The sequence below is a fragment of the Streptomyces millisiae genome (assembly GCF_031845425.1).
Taxonomy (GTDB): domain Bacteria; phylum Actinomycetota; class Actinomycetes; order Streptomycetales; family Streptomycetaceae; genus Streptomyces; species Streptomyces millisiae.
Map to the genome: position 1 here is coordinate 1 of NZ_JAVREM010000051.1, position 21,285 is coordinate 21,285.

The 21,285-nt window shown below is 73.4% G+C and carries 19 protein-coding genes; 4 read left to right on the forward strand and 15 right to left on the reverse strand.

The features are described 5' to 3' along the window. Positions 1-85: 85 nt before the first annotated feature. Positions 86-1,171, reverse strand: coding sequence for a S1 family peptidase (locus tag RNC47_RS26815; RefSeq protein WP_311602324.1), 1,086 nt, complete (start codon positions 1,169-1,171; stop codon positions 86-88). Positions 1,172-1,750: 579 nt separating this feature from the next. Then, on the reverse strand, positions 1,751-2,671 hold the full coding sequence (locus RNC47_RS26820; RefSeq protein ID WP_311602325.1) for a S1 family peptidase: 921 nt from the start codon (positions 2,669-2,671) through the stop codon (positions 1,751-1,753). Positions 2,672-3,042: 371 nt separating this feature from the next. On the opposite strand from RNC47_RS26820, the gene RNC47_RS26825 reads away from it, so the two are divergent. Continuing rightward, complete coding sequence (locus tag RNC47_RS26825; RefSeq protein ID WP_311602326.1) at positions 3,043-3,489, forward strand: cell division protein SepF; 447 nt, start codon at positions 3,043-3,045, stop codon at positions 3,487-3,489. A 623-nt stretch (positions 3,490-4,112) separates the two neighbouring features. Here the strand turns inward: RNC47_RS26825 and RNC47_RS26830 are convergent. Together RNC47_RS26830 and RNC47_RS26835 are read right to left on the reverse strand one after the other, a co-directional pair. Beyond that, the gene (locus RNC47_RS26830; protein ID WP_311602327.1) at positions 4,113-5,300 is read right to left on the reverse strand and encodes an acyl-CoA dehydrogenase family protein; all 1,188 of its coding nucleotides are present in this window, start codon (positions 5,298-5,300) and stop codon (positions 4,113-4,115) included. Positions 5,301-5,310: 10 nt separating this feature from the next. Then, positions 5,311-6,933 carry an MFS transporter gene (locus tag RNC47_RS26835; protein ID WP_311602328.1) on the reverse strand — a complete coding sequence of 541 codons (1,623 nt, stop codon included), beginning with the start codon at positions 6,931-6,933 and terminating at the stop codon, positions 5,311-5,313. Between the two features lie 391 nt (positions 6,934-7,324). Here RNC47_RS26835 and RNC47_RS26840 point away from each other — a divergent pair, with 391 nt between their 5' ends. Beyond that, entirely contained in the window at positions 7,325-8,254 is a 930-nt protein-coding gene (locus RNC47_RS26840; protein WP_311602329.1) for a phosphatase PAP2 family protein, read from the forward strand. 3 nt (positions 8,255-8,257) lie between these two features. Here RNC47_RS26840 and RNC47_RS26845 read toward each other — a convergent pair whose 3' ends face one another. Next, positions 8,258-8,473: a proteinase inhibitor I78 gene (locus tag RNC47_RS26845; RefSeq protein WP_311602330.1), complete on the reverse strand. Its 216-nt coding sequence runs from the start codon at positions 8,471-8,473 to the stop codon at positions 8,258-8,260. A 429-nt stretch (positions 8,474-8,902) separates the two neighbouring features. Between RNC47_RS26845 and RNC47_RS26850 the strand changes: the two genes are divergently transcribed. Together RNC47_RS26850 and RNC47_RS26855 are read left to right on the forward strand one after the other, a co-directional pair. Next, positions 8,903-9,700 (forward strand): hypothetical protein, encoded by a 798-nt coding sequence (locus RNC47_RS26850; RefSeq protein ID WP_311602331.1) that lies wholly within the window; start codon positions 8,903-8,905, stop codon positions 9,698-9,700. Between the two features lie 890 nt (positions 9,701-10,590). Next, on the forward strand, positions 10,591-10,869 hold the full coding sequence (locus tag RNC47_RS26855) for a hypothetical protein (RefSeq protein ID WP_311602332.1): 279 nt from the start codon (positions 10,591-10,593) through the stop codon (positions 10,867-10,869). 17 nt (positions 10,870-10,886) lie between these two features. Here the strand turns inward: RNC47_RS26855 and der are convergent, their stop codons facing one another. From der to ald, 10 genes are all read right to left on the reverse strand, one after another. Then, positions 10,887-12,350, reverse strand: a complete 1,464-nt coding sequence (der, locus tag RNC47_RS26860; RefSeq protein WP_311602333.1) for a ribosome biogenesis GTPase Der — start codon at positions 12,348-12,350, stop codon at positions 10,887-10,889. 79 nt (positions 12,351-12,429) lie between these two features. After that, positions 12,430-13,095: a lysophospholipid acyltransferase family protein gene (locus tag RNC47_RS26865; RefSeq protein ID WP_311602334.1), complete on the reverse strand. Its 666-nt coding sequence runs from the start codon at positions 13,093-13,095 to the stop codon at positions 12,430-12,432. After that, on the reverse strand, positions 13,092-13,775 hold the full coding sequence (cmk, locus tag RNC47_RS26870; RefSeq protein WP_311602335.1) for a (d)CMP kinase: 684 nt from the start codon (positions 13,773-13,775) through the stop codon (positions 13,092-13,094). Before cmk ends, RNC47_RS26865 begins: the two co-directional genes overlap by 4 nt. Before the next feature lie 196 nt (positions 13,776-13,971). Beyond that, complete coding sequence (locus RNC47_RS26875) at positions 13,972-15,057, reverse strand: prephenate dehydrogenase (RefSeq protein ID WP_311602336.1); 1,086 nt, start codon at positions 15,055-15,057, stop codon at positions 13,972-13,974. 59 nt (positions 15,058-15,116) lie between these two features. Then, the gene (locus RNC47_RS26880) at positions 15,117-16,091 is read right to left on the reverse strand and encodes a pseudouridine synthase (protein ID WP_311602337.1); all 975 of its coding nucleotides are present in this window, start codon (positions 16,089-16,091) and stop codon (positions 15,117-15,119) included. Beyond that, positions 16,091-16,732: an SMC-Scp complex subunit ScpB gene (scpB, locus tag RNC47_RS26885; RefSeq protein ID WP_311602338.1), complete on the reverse strand. Its 642-nt coding sequence runs from the start codon at positions 16,730-16,732 to the stop codon at positions 16,091-16,093. Before scpB ends, RNC47_RS26880 begins: the two co-directional genes overlap by 1 nt. Then, positions 16,729-17,913, reverse strand: coding sequence for a segregation and condensation protein A (locus tag RNC47_RS26890; RefSeq protein ID WP_311602339.1), 1,185 nt, complete (start codon positions 17,911-17,913; stop codon positions 16,729-16,731). The genes scpB and RNC47_RS26890 overlap by 4 nt, the downstream gene beginning before the upstream one ends. A gap of 143 nt (positions 17,914-18,056) precedes the next feature. Next, on the reverse strand, positions 18,057-18,653 hold the full coding sequence (locus RNC47_RS26895; protein ID WP_311602340.1) for a hypothetical protein: 597 nt from the start codon (positions 18,651-18,653) through the stop codon (positions 18,057-18,059). Further along, a complete protein-coding gene (locus RNC47_RS26900; RefSeq protein WP_311602341.1) occupies positions 18,638-19,648 on the reverse strand; it encodes a ParA family protein in 1,011 nt (336 codons plus the stop codon). Before RNC47_RS26900 ends, RNC47_RS26895 begins: the two co-directional genes overlap by 16 nt. Before the next feature lie 478 nt (positions 19,649-20,126). Beyond that, positions 20,127-21,251: an alanine dehydrogenase gene (gene ald / locus RNC47_RS26905; protein WP_311602342.1), complete on the reverse strand. Its 1,125-nt coding sequence runs from the start codon at positions 21,249-21,251 to the stop codon at positions 20,127-20,129. Positions 21,252-21,285 lie beyond the last annotated feature (34 nt).

Consider the following 21,285-nt stretch of genomic DNA (forward strand, 5'->3'; position numbering starts at 1 on the left):
CACGCCCAGCGCGCAGCGACACGCAGCGAAACGCCGCCCACCCACCCCGGGAAGGGGCGGGTGGGCGGGGGCGAACCAAACCGCCTTACGGGAGCGTCGCTCCCACCGCGGCCAGCGCGTCCGTCACCGGGTAGAAGAACGTCGTGCCGCCGGAGGTGCAGTCGCCGCTGCCGCCCGAGGTGAGTCCGACCGCCTCGCCGTCGGCGAACAGCGCGCCGCCGCTGTCACCCGGCTCGGCGCAGACCGTGGTCTGGATCGTGCCCTCGACCGTGCCCTGCGGGTAGCTCACCGACACGTCGACGGCCGTGACGACGCCGTCGTGCAGTCCGGTGGTGCTGCCGCTGCGCTGCACCGGTTGGCCGACCACGGCCTCGGCCGCGCCGGTGATCTCCTGCGCCGTGCCGTCGTAGAGGTTGACCTCGCTCGGCGCGTCGACCTCGCCCTCGTACTCGACCAGCGCGAAGTCGGAGCCGGGGAACTCGCTCTCCGTCATGGTGCCGACGGTCGCGCCGCCGGCCTCGTCCGACCAGGTGCTGCCGGTCTCGCCGCAGTGACCGGCCGTCAGGAAGCCGGGCGTGCCGGCGGCCGTGGTCACGTTGAAGCCGAGGGAGCAGCGGGCGCCGGAGGAGAAGATCGCGTCGCCGCCGGCGACGAAGGGCTGGAACTCACCCGCGACCGTCTCGAAGGTGGCGGCGTCGCCGAGCGCGGCCACGGAGTCCTCGACGGCCGCGCGGGCCTCGCCCTGGACGGTTCCGTCGACGGTGACCTTGACGGTGTTGGTGACGGGGTCGACCGTCCAGGCGGTGCCCGGCACGGCGAACTCCGAGACCTGCGACCGCACCTCGGCCAGTTCGTCGAGCGAGTAGCTGACCATCCGGGCCTCGGCGCCGGAGTCCTCGACCGCGGCCCTGGCCGACTCGTCCACCACGTTCACCACCAGGGTGCCCGCCTCGGCGTCGTAGTAGGAGCCGGCGACCGCGTCGTCGAGCGTTCCGACGAGGGTCGAGGCGAGCTGGCCCGCCTCGACGGAGGACAGCACGGTGGGGATGGCCTCGTCCGGAGCGGTGGGGGTCGCGTTCGCCTGTGCGACAGCGAACGTTCCGGCGACGAGGGCGACGATTCCGGCTGAGGCGGCCCATAGGCGGCGGTTGGACGTACGTCGGTGTGTCACGCTCTTTTCCTCCTGTGGGGGTTGGAGCACCGTGCTCCGGAGAGAGGGCACAGACCTGGCCACCCCCGTCGGGGTCGCGCCGTCCATGCCAAGCGGTGCTGGCGAGTATTCCCAGCCCGCGTCGACCGGCGCAAGGCTCAGATCTTGCCCCGGCCATACGATCACACCGGCTGGCGTAATGCGCGTAAACCATCCACAACACTCCGCACTTTGCCACCGGAGACCGACAGCCCTACCCCCACCGGGGACGGCTCGTACGCACGCACGTAGCGGTCTCGCGCCGGCGCGTCACCTCGGATCGAGGACTAGACCTGTCTGAAAATCGACCCTCATGTCTCCACCTCCTCCCGGGATGTTGATATTTCGAGTCGTGCACGCGTGAGATGGGCCACACCGGACCCCAGAAACCCCCAGGAGGGCACAGGACGGCCGCCGGACGGTCAACAACCCGGCCGACGGGCCGGGTTGTGCGGGCGGTCGCGCGCCACCGGCACGGGGCGCACACAGACGACCGCCCCCGCCCGGGGGACCGGGCGGGGGCGGTCGGTGAGCGCCGGCGGGTGCCCGCCGGCGCCTGGATCACCCGATGGAAGCGCCGTAGGCGTTCAGGGCCTCGACGACCGGCTGGAAGTACGTCGTGCCGCCGGAGGAGCAGTTGCCGCTACCGCCGGAGGTCAGGCCGATGGCGGTGTTGCCGGAGAACAGCGGGCCACCGCTGTCGCCGGGCTCGGCGCACACGTTGGTCCGGATCAGACCGGAGACGATGTCGCCGCCGCCGTAGTTGACGGTGTAGTTGAGACCGGTGACCGAGCCGCTGCGCAGGCCGGTGGTGGAGCCGCTGCGCTGCACGGCGAGGCCGTTGGTGGCGTTGGCCGCGCCGGTGATGGCACGCGTGGTCCCGTTGTACAGGTTGACCGAGCTCGGCCGGGACAGCGAGGTGTTGCTGACCCGGATGATGCCGTAGTCGTTGCCCGGGAAGCTGCTGCCGGCCGTCGGGCCGATCGAGGTGGACAGGCCCGAGTTGGTGTACCAGCCCGGGTTGCCGTCGGTGCAGTGACCGGCGGTCAGGGCGTAGGGCGTGCCACCGATGTTGACGTTGAAGCCAAGCGAGCAGCGCCAGCCGAGGGAGGCGTAGATGGCGTCGCCGCCGGCGATGTAGCGCTGGAGGGTGCCCTCGGTGCGCTCGATGGAGATGGCACCGCTGAGAGTCCCGGCGCTCTGCCTGATCTCGTTGATCTCGGCGGCGGTGACGGACTCGTCGGCGGTGACGACGACGCGGTTCGTCGCCTTGTCGACGGTCCAGGAGGTGCCGGCCACGTCGGCCTCGAGCACCGCGTTGCTCGCCGAGGTCAGCTGGGCCGCGCTGAAGGTGGAGACGGGTTCGGCCTGGGCCGCGTTCGGAAGGGCGAACGCGGCGGCGGCCAGCAGACCCGAGGACGCGGCGATCAGCCGGAGCCGTCGGGACGTGCCTCTGTGGGGGTTCCTGCGCTTCAAACTCACTTGTACTTCCTCCAGTAAGGAATCCGGGGCCCGTTGGGTAGGCGGACCCGTGAGGCGTGGCCAGGAGCCGGCTGTGGGGCATGCTCCTGACAAGCGCTGCCGAGAGTCTCCTCACCAGCGGCCCCGTTGAAAAGAACGCCTTTCGGCCAGCCCGGACACATCCGCCTCACTCGTTCGGCGGAGACCGGAGTACCTCACACAGCGTCAGCGGGCGGATACTGCAAACGTGCTGCCGGCGGAGCGCGTCGAATGCACCAGAACCGTCACGAAACGCGATTCCTTTGGCTATCCCCTTGGCGCATTGTCAGCATCATGGACCACGATAGGCATGCGGATGGGTAGAGGGCCGCGAGAGGAGAAAGGAGGAGTCCATGGGATCGGTGCGTAGGGCGAGTGCCTGGTTGGGCCTCGTCGATGACAGCGAGATGCGTTACTACGACGACGAGTACGCCGAGGGGCCGGAGCCTGGCGACGACGCGGGGCCGTGGACCACCGACCCGCGGGTCCGGGTGGCCGCCGAGGTCGCGCACGACCAGGGCGGGCGCATCGCGACGATCACCCCCGACGGCTTCCGGGACGCTCGTCGCATCGGTGAACTCTTCCGCGACGGTATTCCGGTCGTGGTCAACCTGACGGTGCTCGACTCCGCCGACGCCAAGCGCGTCGTGGACTTCGCGGCCGGCCTCACGTTCGGCCTGCGCGGCACGATCGAGCGCGTGGCCAACCGGGTCTTCCTGTTGACCCCCGCCGAATACGAGATCGTCAGCGACGAGCGCCGCCGCCGCCCTTCGGAGGACGGCTTCTTCAACCAGAGCTGAGGCGGGGGGCCTGGCCGGCCGAGCGGGCCGCCAGGCCGTCTCCCGACCCCTCACCTGCCGGCGGCCAGACGGCCGGGACGCCGCGCCCAGCGCGGAACAGCCCAGGGCACCCCACGGACATGGTCCAGAAGCGCACCAAGCGCGAAGCGCCGCGGCCGGCCCCGGCCGGGGGCCGAGCCCGGGCGCGGAACAGCCAACAGCCATGAGCCGGAACCCCGCCGCGCGCGAAGCGCCGCGGCCAACCGCCCGGCTGCCGGCCGCACCCGACCCAGCCCCAACTCGGATCATCGGCCAAGCGGCCAGCCACGCCCTCACCACCGCGCCCAGGCGCGAAGCGCCGCGGCCAGCCACCCGGCCACAGCCGCCCCCGGGCGCGGAACGCCCAGGACATCCAGCGGACATGGCTCGAAGCCCGCCGCAGGCCGACCCTCAGGACCGCCGGGTCCGGACACCGCCAGGCAGCCGGGCCACGCCCGCCGGCTCCACCGCGGAACAGCCCAGGACAGCCAACGGCCATGGCCCCGAGGCCGCCCCGCGCGAAGCGCCGCGGCCAGGCGGCTTCGCCGCCGCCGCGGCGGCGGCGGCGAAGCCGCCTGCCCCACCCACCCGTCCGGCCACCACGGCTAGTGGAACGCGTCGAGGCCCGTCAGCGCCTTGCCGATGACGAGTTGGTGCATCTCGCTCGTGCCCTCGTACGTCAGCACGGACTCCAGGTTGGCCATGTGCCGCATCACCGGGTACTCCAGGGAGATGCCGTTCGCCCCCAGGATCGTCCTGGCCGTGCGGCAGATGTCCAGCGCCTCGCGCACGTTGTTCAGCTTGCCGAAGCTCACCTGCTCGGGTCGCAGCCGGCCGGCGTCGAGGCGGCGGCCGAGGTGGAGGGCGAGCAGCAGGCCCTTGTGCAGCTCGACCGCCATGTCCGCGAGCTTCGCCTGGGTGAGCTGGAAGCCGCCGATCGGGCGGCCGAACTGCTCGCGCACGCGCGCGTACTCCAGCGCCGTCTCGAAGCAGCTGCGGGCGGCGCCGAGCGCGCCCCAGGTGATGCCGTAGCGGGCGTGGCTCAGCGCGCCGAGCGGGGCGCGCAGGCCGCGCGCCTCGGGCAGCACCGCGTCGGCCGGCAACCGGACGCCGTCGAGGGAGAGTTCGCTGGTCACCGAGGCCCGCAGCGAGCCCTTGTGACGGATCGGGGTGGCCGCGAAGCCCGGCGTCCCGGCCGGCACCAGGAAGCCGCGGACGCCGTCGTCGGTCCTGGCCCAGACCACGGCCACGTCGGCCAACGAGCCGTTGGTGATCCATGTCTTGCGGCCGGTGAGCAGCCAGTCGCCGCCGGCCCGCTCGGCGCGGGTCCGCATCCCGGCCGGGTTCGAGCCGTGGTCGGGCTCGGTCAGCGCGAAGCAGCCGATGGTCTCGCCGCTGGCCATCGCCGGCAGCCAGCGGCGGCGCTGCTCCTCGGAGCCGTAGCGGTGGATGGCGTACATCGCCAGGGAGCCCTGCACGGAGACCAGCGAGCGGATCCCGGAGTCGGCGGCCTCCAACTCCAGGCAGACCAGGCCGTACTGGACGGCCGATGCGCCGGCGCAGCCGTAGCCCGACAAGGACATGCCGAGGGCGCCGAGCGCGCCGAGTTCCCTGGCGAGTTCGCGGACGTCCGGAACCTCGCCGCGCTCGTACCACTCGGCGATGTGCGGCAGCACCCGGTCCCGCGCCCAGGCGCGGGCGGCGGCGCGCACCGCCAGGTCGTCCTCGTCGAGGAGTTCGTCGATGCCCAGCGGGTCGACCGGGTCGAACGGTGGCGGGGTGTCAGCGGTCACCGCGCCGACGTTAGGGGCGGGTGATCCCGCTGGGCAAGAGCGACCTGCCGTCGGCCTCCCGCCCCTGCGCCGGCAGGCCGGAGCGTCCCGCCGCGCAGAGCCGGCGTGGCAGCCGGCAGGCGGCCACGGCGCCCAGCAGCAGCAGCGCCGCGCTGGCCACCAGGGTGAGCCGCATGCCCTGGACGAACGCCTCGCGGGCGGCGTCCCGCACGGCCTCGGCCCTGACGCCGCCCAGCCGGTCGGCCACCGTGTACGCCTCGCCGAGGGAGTGGCCCGCCGCCTCGGCGTCGGCCGTGCTCACGCCGGCGAGGCCGCGGAGCGCGGGGCCGTACACGGCGTTCATCAGGCTGCCGAGCAGCGCGATGCCGATGCCGGCGCCGAACTGGTAGGCGGTCTCGCCGACGGCCGCGGCGCTGCCCGCCTCGGCGGCCGGCGCGTCGCTGAGCATGGACTCGTAGGCGGCGAACAGCGTGGTCTCGAGGCCGAAGCCGAGCAGCACGAAGCCGAGGGTCATCAGCACCGGGCGGTCCTGTTCGCCCAGGCCGACGAGGAGCAGCACGGCCAGCGCCGTGAGGCAGAAGCCGAGCACCACCATCAGCCGGGGGCCGACCCTGTGCAGCAGCCGGGAGCCGACGAGGCCGGCGGCGATGGCGGCCAGGCTCAGCGGCAGCAGCCGCAGGCCGGTCTCCAACGGCGAGAGGCCGAGCACCAGTTGCAGGTACTGGGCGGCGACGAGCGCGAGGCCGACCAGGGCGAGCACGGTGAGCACGATGCAGCCCACCGAGGTGCCGAAGGCCGGTCTGGCGAACGCGGTCAGGTCGATGATCGGGTGGCTCGCGCGGCGCTGGCGCCGGGCGAAGAGGGTGAGCAGCGCCACGCCCACCAGGGCGGCCAGCGCCGTGCCCGGCGTGAACAGGTCGCCGGCGCCGATCCGCTTGAGCGCCAGGATCACGGAGAAGAGGCCGACCGCCGCCGTCAGGGCCCCGGCCACGTCCCAGGGCCCCGAGCCGTCGCCGGCCGACTCGGGCAGCAGTGCCCGGGCCACCGGCAGGCAGACGACCATCAGCGGGATGTTGACGAGGAAGACCGAGCCCCACCAGAAGTGTTCGAGCAGCAGCCCGCCCACCAGCGGGCCGAGCGCGGCGCCCACCGCGGCCACCGCGCTCCAGACGCCGATGGCGAAGGCCCGTTCCCTGCGGTCGGGGAAGACGTGACGCAGGATGGACAGCGTGGCCGGCATGATCATGGCTCCGCCGACGCCCAGCAGCGCCCTGGCGCCGATCAGCACGCCGGCGCTCGGCGCGTAGGCGGCGACGGCGGAGGCGACGCCGAAGCAGGCGTAGCCGAGCAGCAGCACCCGGCGGCGGCCGGCCCGGTCGCCGAGGGTGCCGAAGAGGATCAGCAGGGAGGCGCAGACCAGCGGGTAGGCGTCGACGATCCACAGCAGTTCGATGCCACCGGGGCGCAGCTCCTCGCTGACGGCCGGCACGGCCACGTGCAGCACGGTGGCGTCTATCGCCACCACGAGCAGGCTGACGCAGAGCACGACGAGGACGGTCCAGCGGCGGGGGTGGCCGCCGAGCGCGCCGTCGCGCTCTCGGACCGTGGACCCGGGCAGGGGCGTCTCGGACATCAACGCACCTCCCTGTGGCGCGCGTGACGTCCCCTCGTCACCGCGGGGGAATCCCGGTGGCGCGCGCACCGGGCACGGTGTGGAGGGCAGGACGGGCAGACAGCGTACGACAGGCGCCCGCCGGCCATCGAACGCGCCCGCACGCGTCAGCGAACCGCCGCCGTCCGCGCCCACGTTCACCTGGTGACCGCGCGCAATTCCCCTTCACCGGCCATGAAAAGACGATGAGCCGACCGTCCCGGAAATACCTCGGCGTCAATTCCCGGGGCCCGTCCATTTCGTCGTGCGACGGGAGCCCGGGCAGGTGAAAAGACTGGCGGCACATCACATCGCCATTACGAAGACGGGGGCGGGCAGGAAGCCTGCTATCACGGGCTGTAATCTTGAAAAAGTGCGTACCGACCGACTCCTAGCCCGCCTCGAACAGGAGCCACAGCCGCCGAGCATGCCGGTTCCCGTGATGAGCCGCACGCGCGGGGCGCTCCTGTGGGCCACGCTGGGCTTCTACGTGGCCATCGTGGCGGCGGTGCTCAGCACGTCCTGGCTCGTCCGCCTCGACTGGCAGGTGATGCTGTTCCGGCCGTACAAGCAGTGGCCGGAGATGCACGCCTTCCTCGACTACTTCGTCGTGCTCGGGCAGCGCGGGCCCACCGCGGCGCTGGTCGCCGCCTGGCTCGGCTGGCGCTCCTGGCGGACGCGCACCCTGCGCCCGCTGCTGGTGATGGCCCTCTCGCTGCTCCTGCTGAACGTCACGGTCGGCGCCGCCAAGCTGGGCATGGGCCGGGAGGGGCCCCACTACGCCACCGCCATGGGCTCGAACGAGATGTTCCTGACCGGCGATATATTTCCTTCGGGACATACCGCCAACGCGGTCGTGACCTGGGGGATCCTGGCCTATCTGGCCACCACCCCGCGCGCCCGCCGCCTCCTGTCGGTGATCGCCGCGTTCTGCGCGCTCGGCGTCGGCGCCACCACCGTCTATCTCGGCACGCACTGGGTGAGCGACGTGCTGCTCGGCTGGGCGGCCGGGCTGTTGATCCTGCTGGCCCTGCCCTGGGGGGAGCCGCTGATCAACCGCGTCGACGCCATGCTCCTCGCCGTCCGGGACCGGGTGTTCGGCACCCCGGGCCGGTACGCGCACACCGCGCCCCAGCTCGACGCCACGCCGCAGCCGGTGGCCGCCTCGCTCGTGGGCTCCGGGGTGGCGGCGCGGTCGGGCGCGGGCGCGCACCCCGCGAAGCTCAGGCTGCGCGCGCCGAACCGCCCCCGCCCCGGCGGCCGCCCGGACCACCCGCCGGCCAGGCCGGTCGGGAGCCGCTGAGGCTCAGCCCTTCCAGCAGCGGACGACCTCGCCGTCGCGCACGGCGAGGTTGAGGCGGCCCGCCATGAACTCCATGGTGATGATGGCGTCCGGCGGCAGCCGACGCACCGTGGACCATCCCCGGTCCCTGGCCCGCCGCTCGGCCACGTCGGCCGTGAGGCCCACGTACTCCTCCGGGGCGTCGTCGGGTGTCCGGGGCTGCTGGGGTAGAGGTGCCATGCGGCCCACCGTACGGCCTGCCGGGGCCCGGGGACACCCCGAAGGTCAGGCCAGGACCGAGGAACTGTCACGCTTGTGTCACAGCGCGGCCCGGCGGGACCTGTTCGGCCGAACGTACCCCTCGGGGAATGAACGCCCCCCTTCCGGCCCCACCGAATTTCCGTTCCCCACTCGCCGCGAACGATTTGGCCGGCCCCTTTTCCCGAGCCGTCCGATCGATTTCCCGCGCACCAGAAATTCACACACCCGGTGAACGAGAGTGAACTCCGGCGTTTGTCGTGCCCACTACGCTTCACCTCCGATGGGACGATTGCCCGCCCGCCGGGCGTGACCCCCACGCCGCTCCCACCGTTGTGCACGGGGCACTGACGCCCCCGGGCGCTCAGGGCCCCCGTCCACGACTTCCGCAGCTCGAACTGAGGAGCGACCGTGTCCCCCATGCTCGACGTCAGCGACGACGTACGCGCCGAGATCGGCGACGAAGAAGCCGAACGGCTGCTGGCCGGCGAGAACGCGCCGAGCAGCTACGACTGCACCTCCTGCCGCACCCCGGGAAACCCGGAGCAGGAGCGCACCAGCACGGTGCTCTTCGTGGGCGACGAGACGGCGGTGCTCGCCTTCGCCCACGCCTCCTGCATCCCCTCCCAGGTGGTCTCCGTCTCCGAGGAGCAGCTGAGGGGCGCCGTGCGCTCCATCACCGGCGAGAGCCCGTCCCCGGCAGCGCCGGCCGCCTCGGAGCTGAAGCCGGCGCCGGGCCAGGCGGTGCTCGGCGTCACCTGCGGCCAGATCCTCATCGGCGAAGAGCTGCACGCCGCGATCGTCGTCGAGCCCACCGGCCCGATCGCCCGCCCCGGCACCGAGGGGCCGGGCGACGACTTCCTGCCGCTGCTGATCGAGGCCGGCTTCCTGCCGGTCACCGACCTCGCCAACCAGCCGGCGACGCTGCCGGGTTGGTCGGTCCTGCTGGCGATGGGCCAGCTGCACGCCGTGTTGCAGGGCCAGCAGAGCGGCGGCCAGCCGGTGGCCTGGTGGCAGGCCCACCAGCCGCTCACCGTCACGGACGGCTGGCGCGCCAGCGCCAACCAGCGCCAGTCCGTGGTGGTCTTCGCGGCCCCCTCCGGCTCCATCGGCCAGCAGCCCCGCGAGGACCTGCTGCGCGACGCCCTCGAAAAGGCCGCCGCCGGCGGCCTCCTCGTCGCGGCCACGATGCCACTCGCCGGAACGTAACGCGCCTGGCGGCGCCCGCCCCGAAGGTTCCCGCAGGCGCCGACCGAGCCGGCCCGCGGAGCCCCCGTGCGGGGCTCCGCCCCGGCGCCCCCTCGTCGGGGCCCAGGCCCCGCAGCCAGGGGCTGGCACACAGCCGCACAGCGCACCGAGACGGAACGCCGGCCCCTCCGGGGCCGAGCGGCGGCGGCAGGCGCGACCCGGCAGGGGCCGTGCGTGCGCGGTGCACAGGGGCCGAGCGGCGGCGGCAGGCCGCGACCCGCGCCGGCAAGCCGCAACCCGACGCACCAGGCGCGTGCAACACCTCACGAACGGCACCGACTACCCCGCCCCGAACCGGTCAGCGCCGCGCCGGGCACCGGCAGGCGCGACCCGGCACTGACCGTTCGTGCGTCGTGCACACGGACCGGCACAGCACCGCGCCGAAGGGGCAGGCCCCGCCGATCCGGGCGCCGGCAAAGGGCCGCCAGGCCCGTTCGTGCCCGGCGCACACGGACCGGCACCGGCACCCGCGCCGAAGGGACAGGCCCCGCCGAGCCGAGCGCCGGCAAGCCGCACCCCGGCGCAACCGACGCGGGCCACCAGCGCGTGCAACACCTCACGACCGCGCCGGGGGACAGGCCCCTTCGGGGCCGAGCGGCCACAGGCCGCGCCCCAGGCCGGTCACGGGCCGCCAGGCCCGTGCGGCGCCCGGCCCCCGCGCCGGCCACCCCCATCCCGAACCGGTACGGCGCCGCGTCGGGCGCGGGTCCCTTCGGACCGGGCGCCGGCAGGCGCGAAAGGGTATAACGCCCGGTTGGCCCGCATCCGGTGGGTGGGTCGATCGTTGGAGGGGCGTGCACACTTATGAAGCCTCGCGACCGCAGCACGCCCGTCCAACCCCGATCCCCGGGATGCGGTCGGCCTACGACCAGTCGCACGGCGGCTCGGCCACCCCGATCTACGACTCGCTGTGCGCCGAATACCGCCGGCTCTTCCGGGCGTTGCCCGGCGACCGCACGGGCGAGGAGGAGCTTCGGTTCGTCGGGTTCAGCACGATCCGGCCCATCCACGGTGCGGGGTCCGGCGGTTGGCGCGACTACGGGCGGCACCACGAACTCGCGCCGCCCGTCTACGGATACCCACCGGCCCAGTTGGTGGCCCCGGCGGCGCTACCGCCGGGGAGCCTGTAACCGACCGGCCAGGACCGCTACTTCTTCTTCGCGCCGCGCTTCTCCCGCACCCGCACCGAGATGTGCACCGGGGTGCCCTCGAAGCCGAACTCCTCGCGCAGCCGCCGCTCGATGTAGCGGCGGTAGCCGGCCTCCAGGAAGCCGGAGGCGAACAGCACGAACCGGGGCGGCCTGGTGCCGGCCTGGGTGCCGAAGAGGATCCGCGGCTGCTTGCCGCCCCGCACCGGGTGCGGGTTGGCGGCGACGAGCTCGCCGAGGAAGGCGTTCAGCTTGCCGGTCGGCACCCGGCTCTCCCAGCTGGCCAGCGCCGTCTCGATGGCCGGCACCAGCTTCTCCATGTGCCGGCCGGTGCGCGCCGAGACGTTGACCCGGGGGGCCCACCGCACCTGCACCAGGTCCTGCTCGATCTCGCGCTCCAGGTAGAAGCGGCGCTCGTCCTCCAGCAGGTCCCACTTGTTGTAGGCGATGACCAGCGCGCGACCGGCCTCCACGGCCATGGTGATGATGCGGGTGTCCTGGACGCTGATCGGCTCGGTGACGTCGATCAGCACCACGGCCACCTCGGCCTTCTCCAGGGCGGCGGCCGTCCGCAGCGAGGCGTAGTAGTCGACGCCGTCCTGCACGCGCCGCCTGATGCCGGCCGTGTCGACGAACCGCCAGGTCTGTCCGCCGAGTTCGATCAGCTCGTCGACCGGGTCCCGGGTGGTGCCGGCGAGTTCGTCGACGACCACCCGCTCCTCCCCCGCCACCTTGTTCAGCAGCGAGGACTTGCCCACGTTGGGCCTGCCGATCAGCGCGACGCGTCGCGGCCCGCCGATGGTGTCGCCGAAGGTCTGCGCGGGGGCCTCGGGCATCACCCGCAGCACCGCGTCCAGCAGGTCGCCGGTGCCGCGGCCGTGCAGCGCGGAGACCGGGAAGGGCTCGCCGATGCCCAGGTTCCACAGGTAGGCGGCCTCGGCCTCCTGGGAGGGGCCGTCGACCTTGTTGGCGCAGAGCACCACCGGCTTGCCCGAGCGGCGCAGCAGCTTGACCACGGCGTCGTCGGTGTCGGTGGCGCCGACCTTGGAGTCCACCACCATGACCACGGCGTCGGCCGCGTCGATGGCGAACTCGGCCTGGGCGGCCACGGAGGCGTGGATGCCGAGCACGTCCTGCTCCCAGCCGCCGGTGTCGACGACCTTGAAGCGGCGGCCCGCCCACTCGGCCTCGTAGCTGACCCGGTCCCTGGTGACGCCCGGCTTGTCCTCGACGACGGCCTCGCGGCGACCGATGATCCGGTTCACCAGGGTCGACTTGCCGACGTTCGGCCGGCCGACGACGGCGAGCACGGGCAGCGGCCCGCTGCCGGCCGCCGCCAGTTCGCCGTCGATCTCCTCGGCGTCGAAGCCCTCCCCGGTGGCGAGCTCCATGAACTCCGCGTACTCGGCGTCGCCGAGCGCACCGTGCCGGTCCGCGGTGCCTGGGTGGTTCTGGTCGGTCATGGAGTTACGTCCTCGTGAAGTCTCGTCGTCGGTCGTGGGCCGGCCGTGCCACGGGCCGTGCCCATCACACCAGTGTCGCCTAACGGCCGGTGAGCCGTCGGGCCTCCTTGAGATGGGCCGCCAGCCGCTCCTGTATGCGCAGGGTGGCGTCGTCGAGCGCGGCCCTGGTGCGCCGCCCACCGGGCGCGACCGGCGTGAACGGGTCGCCGTAGACGACATCGATCCGCCGCCGCAGCGGGGGGAACGCCGGGACCAGCCGGCCGCGTGCCTCGTTGCTGCCGAGCACGGCGACCGGCACGATCGGGGCGCCCGAGCGCAGCGCGAAGTAGGCGAGGCCGGCGCGCAGCGCCGCGAAGTCGCCCTCTCCCCTGCTGCCCTCGGGGAAGATGCCGAGCACCTGGCCGGCGTCGAGGACGGCGAGCGCCTCGGCGACGGCCGCCCGGTCGGTGCCCTGCCGGTCCACGCTGATCTGGCCGATGGCCCTGAGGTAGCCGGCGACCGGGCCGACGAAGGCCTCCCGCTTGACCAGGAACCGCACCGGGCGCGGCGAGGTGCCCATGATCATCGGGCCGTCGACGTTGTGCGCGTGGTTGCCGGCGAGGATCACCGGACCCGCTGACGGCACCCGCCAGGTGCCGAGCGCGCGCGGGCGCCAGCCGCCGTGGACCACGCCGATCGCGATCCGGCGGCCCACCGCCGCGCCCCGGGCGCCGCGCTCACCCGCGGGGGTGCCGGGCGCGCTCACCGGCGCCTGCGCTCCTCGATCAGGGTGACCACGCACTGGATGACCTGCTCCAGGGTCAGCTCGGAGGTGTCCACCTCGATGGCGTCGGCCGCCTTGGCCAGCGGGGACGCCTTGCGCGCCGAGTCGGCGGCGTCCCGCTTGAGCAGCGCCGCCTGGGTGGCGGCCAGGCCCGCCGCGTCCTTGCCCTTGAGCTCGGCGCTGCGGCGGGCGGCCCTGACCTCGGGCGAGGCGGTCAGGAAGATCTTGACGTCGGCGTCGGGGAGGACGGTGGTGCCGATGTCGCGGCCCTCGGCGACGATTCCGGTCGGCGCGGCGGCGGCGATGGACCGCTGCAGGGCGGTGATCACCGCGCGCACCTCGGGCACCGCGCTGACGGCGCTGACGGCGGCGCTGACCTCCTGGCTCCTGATGGGCCCCGAGACGTCCTCGCCGTCGACGGTGATGGTGGGGCCGAGCGGGTCGGTGCCGGAGACGATGTCCGGCTCGCCGGCGGCCGCCGCCACCTTGGCCGGGTCGTTGACGTCGACGCCGTGGGCGAGCATCCACCAGGTCATGGCCCGGTACTGCGCGCCGGTGTCCAGGAAGCCGAGGCCCAGGCGGCTGGCCACGGCCTTGGAGGTGCTGGACTTGCCCGTGCCGGCGGGGCCATCGATGGCGACGATGACGGGGGTTGCAGTCACGGTGGTGCGCACCTTTCTGGAGCGGGCGAAGAGCGGTCCCCGCGAGCGGCTGGGCGCGAGGGGCGGAGGCCGGAGGCGGTCCGGAAGCGTTCCCGCCGGTCGCGGGCCCCCGGTGGAGAAGGGTACCGGCCCGCCCGAGGTGCCCCGCACGCGGCCGCCGCCCCACCGCTGGTGGGCGCGCCCCGGCGGGCGCCGGTCAGCCCCGGATCGACCAGCCGCGCTCGCGCAGCGCGGCGATCAGTCCCGGGGCGGCCTCCGGCACCACCATCAGCTCCACGAGGCCGGCCTGCTGCCCCGTGGCGTGCTCGATGCGGACGTCCTCGATGTTGACGCCGGCCCGGCCGGCGTCGGCGAAGATCCTGGCCAGCTCGCCGGGGCGGTCGCTGATGTGGACGGCCACGGTCTCATACGCCGTGGGCGCGGCGCCGTGCTTGCCCGGCACCCGCTCCCGCCCCGCGTTCCCGCGCCGCAGCACCGCCTCGACGCCGGCGACGCCGGCGGCGCGCTTGGCCTCGTCGGCGGACTCCAGGGCCCGCAGGGCGCGCACGGCCTCGTCCAGGTCGGCGGCGATCTCGGTGAGCACGTCGGCCACCGGGCCCGGGTTGGCGGCGAGGATGTCGAGCCACATGTGCGGCTCGGAGGCGGCGATCCTGGTGACGTCCCTGATGCCCTGCCCGCAGAGCCGGACGGCGGACTCCTCGGCGCTCTCCAGGCGGGCGGCGACCAGGCTGGAGACCAGCTGCGGGGTGTGCGAGACGAGGGCGACGGCCCGGTCGTGGGCGTCGGCGTCCATCACCACCGGCACGGCGCGGCACAGCGACGCCAGCTCCAGCGCCAGGTTCAGCACCTCGGTGTCGGTCTCCGGGGTCGGGGTGAGCACCCAGGGCCGGCCCTCGAACAGGTCGGCCGACGCGGCCAGCGGCCCGGAGCGCTCCTTGCCGGCCATGGGGTGGGTGCCGAGGTAGCTGCGCGGGTCGCCGCCGAGCGCCAGGAGGTCGCGGCCCGGGCCGCCCTTGACGCTGCCGACGTCCACGTAGGCGCGGGCGGCGCCGCTCCGCTGGAGCTCGGCCAGCGTGGCGGCGATGCGCGCCGGCGGGACGGCCACCACGGCCAGCTCGACCTGGCCCTCGGGGGGACCGTCGGTGCCGGCGCCGAGCGCGGCCGCCGTCCTCGGCTGGTCCGGGTCCTGGTCGGCCAGGTACACCCGCACGCCGCGCGCGGTGAGCGCCAGGGCGATGGAGGTGCCGATCAGTCCGGTGCCGATGACGAGGGCGGTGCGCATTCCCCCAGCGTATGCCCCGGCGCGACGCCGCCGCCCACCGGTTTCCGCCCCCTTCCGGCCTACAGCCCGACCTCCTTCATCAGCCGGCCGACCTCGGTGTTGGACATCCGACGCAGCCAGCCCGACTTCTGGTCGCCGAGCACGATGGGGCCGAATCCGGTGCGCACCAGCTTGTCGACCGGGAAACCGACCTCGGCGAGCATCCGGCGCACGATGTGCTTGCGGCCCTCGTGGAGCGAGACCTCGACCAGGTAGTTCTTGCCGACGTTCTCCACGACGCGGAAGTGGTCCGCCCTGGCGTAGCCGTCCTCGAGCGGCACCCCGTCCTTGAGGCGCTTGCCGAGGTCACGCGGGATGGGCCCCTGTATGGCCGCGAGGTAGGTCTTGGTCACGCCGTACCTGGGGTGGGTGAGCCGGTGGGCCAGCTCGCCGTGGTTGGTGAGCAGGATGAGGCCCTCGGTCTCGGTGTCCAGGCGCCCGACGTGGAAGAGCCTGGTCTCCCGGTTCTGCACGTAGTCGCCGAGGCACTGCCTGCCCTCGGGGTCCTCCATGGAGGAGACGACGCCGGCCGGCTTGTTGAGCGCGAAGAACAGGTGGGACTGGGTGGCCACGGTCAGCCCGTCCACCTTGATCTCGTCCTTGTCGGGGTCGACGCGGCGGCCCTGGGAGAGCACGACCTGGCCGTTGACCTCGACCCTGCCCTGGTCGATCAGCTCCTCGCAGGAGCGCCGGGAGCCGAGGCCGGCCCTGGCCAGCACCTTCTGCAGCCGCTCGCCCTCCGCCTCGCCGAAGGTCTTGGGCAGCCGCACGGCCGGCTTGTCGTGCCGCGCGCGGTTGCGCTCCTCGAGCTGGGCGTCGTACTCGCGGGAGCGGGCCGGCGCGCTCCGCTTCTTCTTGGCCCCGCCGCCCGGGCCGCCGCCCTGGCCGTAACGGCGCTCCTCGGGGCGGGGGCGGCCCGCGCGCCGCTGCCGGTCGTCGCGGCTGTTGCCCGCGCCCCGGTAGTTCCGGTTGCTGTTACTGCCGCTGCTTCGCATCAGTGTTCCGTAGGGAGGTCGGTGGGAGCGTCTACGTCCATGGTGAGCGACGCCATCGCCTCCTGGCTCTCGCCCTCGACCTGTTCGGCCTCGGGGAGGAAGGGGGCGAGCTCCGGCAGTTCGTCCAGGCCGCGCAGCCCCATCCGCTCCAGGAAGTAGTGCGTCGTCACATACAGGATCGCACCTGTTTCGGGTTCGCTGCCCGCCTCGGCCACCAGACCGCGCTGGAGCAGGGTGCGCATGACGCCGTCGCAGTTGACGCCGCGGATGGCGGAGACCCGGGAACGGCTGACCGGCTGCCGGTAGGCGACGACGGCCAGCGTCTCGAGCGCGGCCTGGGTCAGCCGGGCGTGCTGGCCGTCGAGCACGAAGCGCTCGACGGCCTCGGCGTAGCGCGGACGCGTGTAGAACCGCCAGCCGCCGGCGACCAGCCGCAGCTCGAAGCCGCGGCCCTGGGCCACGTACTCGTCCGCCAGCTCGCGCAGCGCGGCGGCGACGGCGCGCCGGGGGTGGCCGAGGACCTTGGCGAGGTGCTCCTCGGTGGCCGGCTCGTCGACGACCATCAGCACGGCCTCCAGCGACGGCTTCAGCTCCAGCTCGGGCGCCGGCTCGTGTTCCTGCTCCAGCTGCTCCTGGCTCACGGCCTCTCCTTCCCGTCCCGCGGCGTGGACTCCTGGTCGAACTCGTCGGTGACCAACGGGCGGTCGGGCACCCCGCCGCTCCAGGCGACGACCAGCGTGCCGAGCGCCTCCTCCTGGTCGAGGGTGACGGCCCGCTCCCGGTAGAGCTCCAGGAGGGCGAGGAAGCGGGCGACGACGGTGAGGGTGTCGGGGGCGTCCGCCACCAGCTCGCCGAAGCTGGCCCGACCGAGCTGACGCAGCCTGTCGATCACCACCTCGGCCTGCTCGCGGACGCTGACCAGGGGGGCGTGGATGTGGTCGACGTAGACCTGCGGCCTCGGCTTGGGCTGCATGGCCTTCACGGCGAGCCTGGCGAAGCCCTCGGGGCCGATGCGGATGACGACGTCCGGCAGCAGCTCGGCGTGGTGCGGTTCGAGCCCGACGGTGCGGGGGTGCCGCAGCGCCTCGGCGGCGAGCCGCTCGGCGAAGATGTCGGCGACCCGCTTGAAGGCGCGGTACTGGAGCAGCCGCGCGAAGAGCAGGTCCCGGGCCTCCAGCAGCGCCAGGTCCGCCTCGTCCTCGACCTCGGCGGCCGGCAGCAGCCGGGCCGCCTTGAGGTCGAGCAGGGTGGCGGCGACGACGAGGAACTCGGTGGTCTGGTCGAGGTCCCAGTCGGGACCCATGGCCCTGATGTACGCCATGAACTCGTCGGTGACGCGGGAGAGCGCGACCTCGGTGACATCGAGCTTGTGCCGCGAGATGAGCTGCAACAGCAGGTCGAACGGCCCCTCGAAGTTCTCCAGGACCACCTTGAACCGGCCGTCGTCCTTGACGGAGGACGCTGCGCTGGCCGGGCCGGAGCCGGCCGGCGGCGCACCCGCGCCACCGACCGGGTCGGTGCGGGCCGCTCCCGCTTCCGGCCGAAGGCCGGGCCGGGTGGCGACGTCGCCCACCGGTGGCAGGCCGCCGCTGGTCGCGGCCTGCTCGTCGGCGACCTCGTGACCAGGCTCCGCTCCGGTCTGCGGCCGGAGGCCGGCAGGCCCATCCTCACCGGCGCCGGCGGCGGGGCCGGCTGGTGGCGGGTCCGCGTCAGCGGACGTCGTGGGGGGTTCCTCCGGCTCGCGGTCGTTCGCCGGCGCGCCTGGGCCGCGACCCAGCTGGCGGCGCTGGCGCGGTGGTTGCGGCGGCGGAGGAGGCGTCATCGCGGGGCAGACTACTCCCGCGGTCCGCGAACGCGGTCGTGGCACTCCCGCGTCGTCCGGACCGGTTCGCCCCGCTTCGCGGCCCAGCAGCGCCGCAGGCGCTCTCGCGGTCCAGCGGAGCCGCAGGCGCCCTCGCCTCGCGGCTAGCGACCCCGCAGGCGGCGGACGAGGATGCTGGCCTCGCCGCGGGACTCCAGGTCGGCGAGGACCACCGCCACGGCCTCCCGGACGATGCGGCCGCGGTCGACCGCGAGGCCGTGTTCGCCCCTGAGCACGAGCCTGGCGTGTTCGAGGTCCATGAGTTCCTCGGCCGAGACGTAGACCGTGATCTTCTCGTCGTGGCGTTCCCGCCCGCTCGGCCGGCGCGCGGCCCGCCCGCGCCTCGGTGCGGCGGCGGGGGCCGGCCGGCCCCCCGTCGCCTCGCGCTGCTGCTGGGCCGGCAGCGTACGCTCGCCGCCCGCCCGCGCCTCGCGGGCGATCCGCCGGCCGCGGGCCTCGTCGGCCGGGCCGGCCGACGAGGACGCCGGTGCCGGCTCGTCGCCGGCGCCCGCCTCGGCCGCCGGCCGGGGTGGTTCACCCGCCGGCGCCGGCAGGCGAGGCGTCGGCGCCGGTTCCTCCTTGGTGCTGCCCGCCGGCTCGTGCGACGGGTTCGGGCTCGGGGGCGTCGAGGGCTGTACGGCGGCCCCGCCGGTGCTACGGAACAGTTCGTCGGCCGCCGGGAGGCTCACTCGGCGTGGCACCGGGCGAGCACCTCCCTGGCGAGCTGGCGATACGCGGCCGCGCCAACGGAGTTGGACGCGTAGGTGGTGATCGGCTCGCCGGCGACCGTGGTCTCCGGGAAGCGGACCGTGCGCCCGATGACCGTGTGGTACACGTTGTCGTCGAACGCCTCGACCACCCGGGCCAGGACCTCCCGGCTGTGGACCGTGCGGGAGTCGTACATGGTGGCCAGGATGCCGTCCAGGCGCAGGTTCGGGTTGAGCCGCTCCTGGACCTTCTCGATGGTCTCGGTCAGCAGCGCGACCCCGCGCAGCGCGAAGAACTCGCACTCCAGCGGCACGATCACCTTGTGCGCCGCGGTGAGCGCGTTCACGGTGAGCAGGCCGAGCGAGGGCTGGCAGTCGATGATGACGAAGTCGTAGTCGTTCAGCATCGGTTGGAGCGCCCGCTGGAGCGTGGACTCCCGGGCCACCTCGCTGACCAGCTGCACCTCGGCGGCCGACAGGTCGATGTTGCTCGGCAGCAGGTCCATGCCGGCGACCGCGGTCTTGAGCAGCACCTCGTCGGGGGCCATGCCCCGCTCCATCAGCAGGTTGTAGATGGTGAGGTCGAGCTCCATCGGGTTCACGCCGAGGCCGACCGAGAGGGCGCCCTGCGGGTCGAAGTCGACCAGCAGGACCCGGCGGCCGTACTCGGCGAGCGCGGCACCCAGGTTGATGGTCGAGGTCGTCTTGCCGACCCCGCCCTTCTGGTTGCACATGGCGATGATCTGCGCCGGGCCGCGCTCCACGAGCGGCCCCGGGATCGGGAAGTACGGCAACGGGCGGCCGGTCGGGCCGATCCGCTCGCGCCGCTGCCTGGCCGCGTCCGGGGCGATGGTGGCCGCGTACTCGGGGTCGGGCTCGTACTCCGCGTCCGGGTCGTAGAACTGCCCGTCCGGGAGATCGTCGTAGTCGGGGAAACGGTCGGCGTCGCCGCCCGTCGCGTTTGCTTCCGTGCTCTGATGCGCTGTCATGCTCGGTTGGCTCTGGTGGGTTGCGTGGGTACGGACAGCGACGGAGCCCAGGCCCGTCAGATCCCCGGTGCCCTGATGCCGCTCCGGGACCCCTGGTTGTCCTCCCCGGGGAGTAATTGTCGACTCATTCACAAGTCGTCTTACCTCCTTGGGGACCAGGAAACTTCTAGACAGAGTCAGCGTTGCACCATGCCGACGATTGGCGACTCTATGGCGTGTCGGTGGTTCACAGCAACACAATCCGCCGGACCGGCACGGATGTGTCGGCCGTCGAACAATCTCTTGTCAAGGGCACAAGCCTCACCAGCGGGACGTTTCCCCTGCCCACGAAACGGTTAAAGCGCTATCTAGCAGACGAGTTGACCGTGCGTCACGAGTTGCCGACTCGGGCGCCGCCCGGTCGTCCGGGCGGCGTGTCGGGACACGGCGTGTGACATTCCCGATGTTGACGGCGGGAGTTGACCGCTAGGTCGATGAATCACCCGAGGACGGCGCGCGGTTCGGTGTGCGGCAGTCCGTGTGCCTCGGCGACGGGTGCCGAGATCACCTGTCCGTCATGGACGTTGAGCCCGGGCACGAGCGCGGGGTCGCGCCGCAGCGCCTCGCGCCAGCCGTGATCGGCCAGTTCGACGACGTAGGGCAGGGTGGCGTTGGTCAGCGCCGCGGTGGAGGTCGCGGGCACGGCGCCGGGCATGTTGGCCACGCAGTAGAAGAGCGAGTCGTGGACGCGGAACGTCGGTTCGGCGTGGGTGGTGGGGTGGGAGTCCTCGAAGCAACCGCCCTGGTCGATCGCGATGTCGACAAGGACACTTCCCGGCCGCATCCGTGAGACCAGCTCGCCCGTCACCAGCTTCGGCGCCCGCGCTCCGGGCACGAGCACGGCACCGATCACCAGGTCGGCGGCGAGCACGGCGCGCTCGACCTCGTAGGCGTTGGCCACGACGGTGCGCACCCGGGTGCCGAACAGCCGGTCCGCCTCGCGGAGTTTGCTGACGTCCTTGTCGAGCAGGGTGACCTGGAAGCCCATGCCGACGGCGATCTGGGTGGCCTGCCAGCCCGCGACGCCGCCGCCGATGACCACGGCGCCGGCGGGCGGCGTGCCGGGGACGCCGCCGGGCAGCACGCCCCGGCCGCCGGCCGAGCGCATCAGGTGGTAGGCGCCGACCTGGGGGGCGATCCGGCCCGCGACCTCGGACATCGGCGCGAGCAGCGGCAGGGCGCGGCCGGTCGGGCCCGTGGTCTCCACGGTCTCGTAGGCGATGGCGGTGGTGCCCGCCTCCAGCAGCGCGTCCACGCAGTCCCGGGAGGCGGCGAGGTGCAGGTAGGTGAAGAGCGTCTGGTCCTTGCGCAGCCGGTGGTACTCCTCCGCGACCGGCTCCTTGACCTTCAGGAGCAGGTCGGCGTGGGCCCACACCTCGTCCGCCTCGGGGACGACGGTGGCCCCGGCGGCGGCGAACTCCTCGTCGGGGATGGCGGATCCGAGCCCGGCCCCGCGCTGGACGAGGACCTGGTGTCCGCCGGCGACGAGCTCGTGGACCCCGGACGGGGTGATGGCGACTCGGAACTCGTTGTTCTTGACCTCGGTGGGAATGCCGACCTTCACGTCGATCACGGTCCTTGCACGCGACGGACACCTG